Genomic DNA, 4,399 nt, shown 5'->3' with positions numbered 1-4,399 from the left:
CGCCGGGCTGCGGACCCACCCGGCCTCAGCGACAGCGCCGGGGTCCTGGAGGCAACCGCGGATCTACCCGTCCTCGGCGTCAGCGCCGCCGCATGTCCGCCACCCGAGCCCGCTCGGCCCCGGGCCCCTGGTCCCCCAGCATCGTCGTGGAGCGCAACCCGCCCCCACCCCCAGGCACCTGCCGCCGAGGCCCCGGCACCGGCACGTCCCGGCGCTGCTGACGTGCCGGGACCGCATCACCCCCCGGGCCTCCCGCACCCGACCCCGCCGAACCCCCTTGCCCCCCGGCCACGGCGATCTGCACGCCCTGGTCGGCAAGCGCCTGGAGTTCCGTGGCCGCACGGTCGTCGTGGGCGGGCGGCTCGTCCGTGACGAGCCGCGTGATGAGATCCGTGGGCACCGTCTGGAACATGGTGTCGGTGCCGAGCTTGGTGTGGTCGGCGAGGACGACCACCTCCGCCGCGGCCTGCACCAGCGCCCGGTCGACGGACGCCGACAGCATGTTGGACGTGGACAGCCCCCGCTCGGCGGTCAGCCCCGCCCCGGACAGGAACGCCCGGGACACCCGCAGACCGTGCAGGGACTGCTCGGCACCGCTGCCGACCAGGGCGTAGTTCGAACCGCGGAGCGTACCGCCGGTCATCACCACCTCGACCCGGTTGGCATGGGCCAGCGCCTGGGCGACCAGGAGAGAGTTGGTGACGACGGTCAGCCCGGGCACCCGGGCGAGCCGGCGCGCCAGCTCCTGGGTCGTCGTACCCGCCCCGACCACGATCGCCTCCCCCTCTTCCACGAAGTTCGCGGCGAGGTCGGCGATGGCGGTCTTCTCGGCGGTCGCGAGATGAGACTTCTGCGGAAAGCCGGACTCCCGCGTGAAACCGCCCGGCAGTACCGCACCGCCGTGCCGGCGGTCGAGGAGTCCTTCTGCCTCCAGCGCGCGCACGTCCCGCCGTACGGTCACTTCGGAGGTCTGGACGACGCGGGCAAGCTCACGGAGCGACACGGCCCCGTTGGCTCGCACCATTTCGAGGATCAATTGGCGACGTTCTGCAGCGAACACGAAACTGACAGTAACGCCAGCGACCGTCTGCTTTCAGCAGTTTGCGCTGAATAGCAGAAGATGTTCGCACCGAGCAATGGGAAGTGGTATAAGGCCTAGTCTCGCCGCCTATGCCGTACGCATGGTCGAACACTCCCCGTGACCAGCGGGGAGCCGGTTCCGGCCTCAGCCGTGGCCGTTCTCCTTGCGGGTGTGCAACTGCCGTGCCACCTCGGCGATCGAGCCCGACAGGGACGGGTAGACGGTGAAGGCGTTCGCGATCTGTTCGACCGTCAGATTGTTGTCGACCGCGATCGAGATCGGGTGGATCAGTTCCGAGGCGCGCGGCGCCACGACCACACCGCCCACCACGATGCCCGTGCCCGGCCGGCAGAAGATCTTGACGAAGCCGTCCCGGATGCCCTGCATCTTCGCGCGCGGATTGCGCAGCAGCGGCAGCTTCACGACCCGGGCGTCGATCTTCCCGCCGTCGACGTCGGCCTGGGTGTAGCCGACGGTGGCGATCTCGGGGTCGGTGAAGACGTTCGACGAGACCGTCTTCAGGTTCAGCGGGGCCACCGCGTCGCCCAGGAAGTGGTACATGGCGATACGTCCCTGCATGGCGGCCACGGACGCGAGGGCGAACACGCCGGTCACGTCACCGGCCGCGTACACCCCCGGAGCGGTCGTGCGCGACACCTTGTCGGTCCAGATGTGACCGGACTCGCGCAGCCTAACCCCGGCGTCCTCCAGCCCCATGCCGGCACTGTTGGGCACGGCACCGACGGCCATCAGACAGTGCGATCCGGTGATGACGCGCCCGTCGGAGAGGGTCACCTCGACCCGGTCCCCCACCCGTTTGGCGGACTGCGCCCGGGAACGGCCCATGACGTTCATGCCGCGCCGCCGGAAGACGTCCTCCAGCACGGCCGCCGCGTCCGGGTCCTCTCCCGGCAGCACGCGGTCCCGCGAGGACACGAGCGTCACCCGCGAACCCAGTGCCTGGTAGGCGCCGGCGAACTCGGCACCGGTCACACCGGACCCGACCACGATGAGCTCCTCGGGGAGTTCGTCGAGGTCGTACACCTGGGTCCAGTTCAGGATCCGCTCACCGTCCGGCTGGGCGTCGGGCAGCTCACGGGGGTGCCCGCCGGTCGCGATGAGGACGGCGTCAGCGGTGAGCGTCTCCTCACTCCCGTCGGCGGTGCGCACCACGACCTTGCGCGACCCGTCGAGCGCCTGCATGCCCTCCAGCCGCCCGCGCCCGCGCATGACACGCGCCCCGGCACGCGTCACGGAGGCGGTGATGTCGTGCGACTGCGCGAGCGCGAGCCGCTTCACACGCCGGTTGACCTTGCCCAGGTCGACGCCCACCACCCGGGCGGCCTGCTCGAGGTGCGGGGTGTCGTCGGCGACGATGATCCCCAGCTCCTCGTACGAGGAGTCGAAGGTGGTCATCACCTCGGCCGTGGCGATCAGGGTCTTCGACGGTACGCAGTCGGTGAGCACCGACGCCCCGCCCAGACCGTCGCAGTCGACGACGGTCACCTCCGCGCCGAGTTGGGCGGCCACCAGCGCCGCTTCGTATCCGCCGGGTCCGCCACCGATGATCACGATCCGAGTCACGTACTCCATTGTCCCGCACCGCTCCGCGTGCCACCGCCCCGGGGCCCCATGGATGCGCCTGTTGTTACGACAGTGACGCCGGGCGGCCTGCCGTACCCTCTCCCCATGTCGCTCTACGCCGCGTACGCCGGCAACCTCGACGCGCGGCTGATGTCCCGCCGCGCACCGCACTCGCCGCTGCGCGCCACCGGCTGGCTGAACGGATGGCGACTGACCTTCGGCGGCGAGCACATGGGCTGGGAGGGCGCACTGCCGACGATCGTGGAGGACCCGCTCTCCCAGGTCTTCGTCTCCCTCTACGACATCGCCCCGATGGACGAGGAGTCACTCGACCGCTGGGAGGGCGTGGGCCTCGACATCTACCGGCGCACGCGCGTCCGGGTCCACACGCTGGACGGCGAGGACACCGCCTGGGCCTTCGCCCTGAACGCCTACGAGGGCGGTCTGCCCTCCGCCCGCTACCTGGGCGAGATCGCCGACGCGGCCGAGTCGGCCGGCGCGCCCCACGACTACGTGATGGAACTCCGCAAGCGCCCCTGCTGAGGGCCGCCCGCGTCAGCCGCCTCGTCGGAAACGACAAGACAACGATCGCCACCCCGTGAGCTCTGCCATCTACGCGCGTAGGCAAACAGCGGCTACCCTCGTCCGCGTGAACGCATCTCTTCTTCCGGACGACATCCAGGGCGACCCCCACGCGGCCGCCGACGCCGCCGCGGCCCGCCTGCGCGAACTGACGGGCGCCGAGACCCACGACGTCGCCCTCGTGATGGGCTCCGGCTGGGCCCCGGCCGTGGACGCGCTGGGCGCCCCCGAGGCCGAGTTCCAGGTCACCGAGCTCCCCGGTTTCCCGCCGCCGGCGGTGGAGGGCCACGGAGGCAAGATCCGCTCGTACCGGATCGGCAACAAGCGCGCCCTGGTCTTCCTGGGCCGTACGCACTACTACGAGGGCCGCGGGGTGGCCGCGGTCGCCCACGGGGTCCGCACCGCGGTCTCGGCCGGCTGCAAGACGGTCGTCCTCACCAACGGCTGCGGCGGCCTGCGCGAGGGCATGCGCCCCGGCCAGCCGGTCCTCATCAGCGACCACATCAACCTCACCGCCACCTCCCCCATCATCGGCGCGAACTTCGTCGACCTGACCGACCTGTACTCCCCGCGCCTGCGCGCCCTGTGCAAGGAGGTCGACGCCACGCTGGAGGAGGGCGTCTACGCCCAGTTCCCCGGGCCGCACTACGAGACGCCGGCCGAGATCCGCATGGCCCGGGTCATCGGCGCGGACCTGGTGGGCATGTCGACGGTCCTGGAGGCGATCGCCGCACGTGAGGCGGGCGCCGAGGTCCTGGGCATCTCCCTCGTCACCAACCTCGCCGCGGGCATGACGGGCGAGCCCCTGAACCACGAGGAAGTCCTCCAGGCGGGCCGCGACTCCGCGACGCGCATGGGTTCCCTGCTCGCACAGGTCCTCGGCCGCCTCTGAGAAGGCTGCGGGAGGCGGTCCGGCGGCTGCGGGCCCGTAGTGGCTGGTCGCGCAGTTCCCCGCGCCCCCAAGGGGTTGCAGTCACCCGCGCGAGAAAGCAGCCACGGCGCAATGGGGACATGGCCGCAGTGGGCGCACCCGCACCCGCGTACGGCGAGAAGGGGACGTGTCGGGGGGTGTCCGCCCGCAGCGGTTGGCGCGTCAACGGGCGGTTAGTCGGTACGCGACCCCATCGCGCCGTTCCGAGGACGGACACCCCC

Annotated in this window: 4 protein-coding genes; 2 read left to right on the top strand and 2 right to left on the bottom strand. The window is 71.4% G+C overall.

Going from position 1 to position 4,399, the window contains the following annotated elements; genetic code table 11:
• Positions 1–79: 79 nt before the first annotated feature.
• Both GTY56_RS07205 and GTY56_RS07200 read right to left on the bottom strand, forming a co-directional pair.
• Positions 80–1,060: a DeoR family transcriptional regulator gene (locus GTY56_RS07205; RefSeq protein ID WP_161363647.1), complete on the bottom strand. Its 981-nt coding sequence runs from the start codon at positions 1,058–1,060 to the stop codon at positions 80–82.
• A 165-nt stretch (positions 1,061–1,225) separates the two neighbouring features.
• The gene (locus tag GTY56_RS07200; protein ID WP_161363645.1) at positions 1,226–2,674 is read right to left on the bottom strand and encodes an NAD(P)H-quinone dehydrogenase; all 1,449 of its coding nucleotides are present in this window, start codon (positions 2,672–2,674) and stop codon (positions 1,226–1,228) included.
• 96 nt (positions 2,675–2,770) lie between these two features.
• Here GTY56_RS07200 and GTY56_RS07195 point away from each other — a divergent pair, with 96 nt between their 5' ends.
• Together GTY56_RS07195 and GTY56_RS07190 are read left to right on the top strand one after the other, a co-directional pair.
• Positions 2,771–3,208 (top strand): gamma-glutamylcyclotransferase family protein, encoded by a 438-nt coding sequence (locus GTY56_RS07195; RefSeq protein ID WP_033311347.1) that lies wholly within the window; start codon positions 2,771–2,773, stop codon positions 3,206–3,208.
• A gap of 106 nt (positions 3,209–3,314) precedes the next feature.
• Positions 3,315–4,139: a purine-nucleoside phosphorylase gene (locus GTY56_RS07190; protein WP_031110318.1), complete on the top strand. Its 825-nt coding sequence runs from the start codon at positions 3,315–3,317 to the stop codon at positions 4,137–4,139.
• Positions 4,140–4,399 lie beyond the last annotated feature (260 nt).

Origin of the sequence: Streptomyces sp. SID5643 (assembly GCF_009872555.1) — a bacterium.
In the GTDB taxonomy this organism is placed as follows: domain Bacteria; phylum Actinomycetota; class Actinomycetes; order Streptomycetales; family Streptomycetaceae; genus Streptomyces; species Streptomyces iakyrus.
The sequence above is the reverse complement of the archived record's forward strand: the minus strand, read 5'-3'. Positions and strand labels throughout refer to the sequence as shown.

Bases quoted from the DNA above. Each gene is read 5' to 3' on its own strand.
- GTY56_RS07200 (WP_161363645.1), bottom strand. From the start codon at position 2,674: ATGGAGTACGTGACTCGGATCGTGATCATCGGTGGCGGACCCGGCGGA.
- GTY56_RS07195 (WP_033311347.1), top strand. From the start codon at position 2,771: ATGTCGCTCTACGCCGCGTACGCCGGCAACCTCGACGCGCGGCTGATG.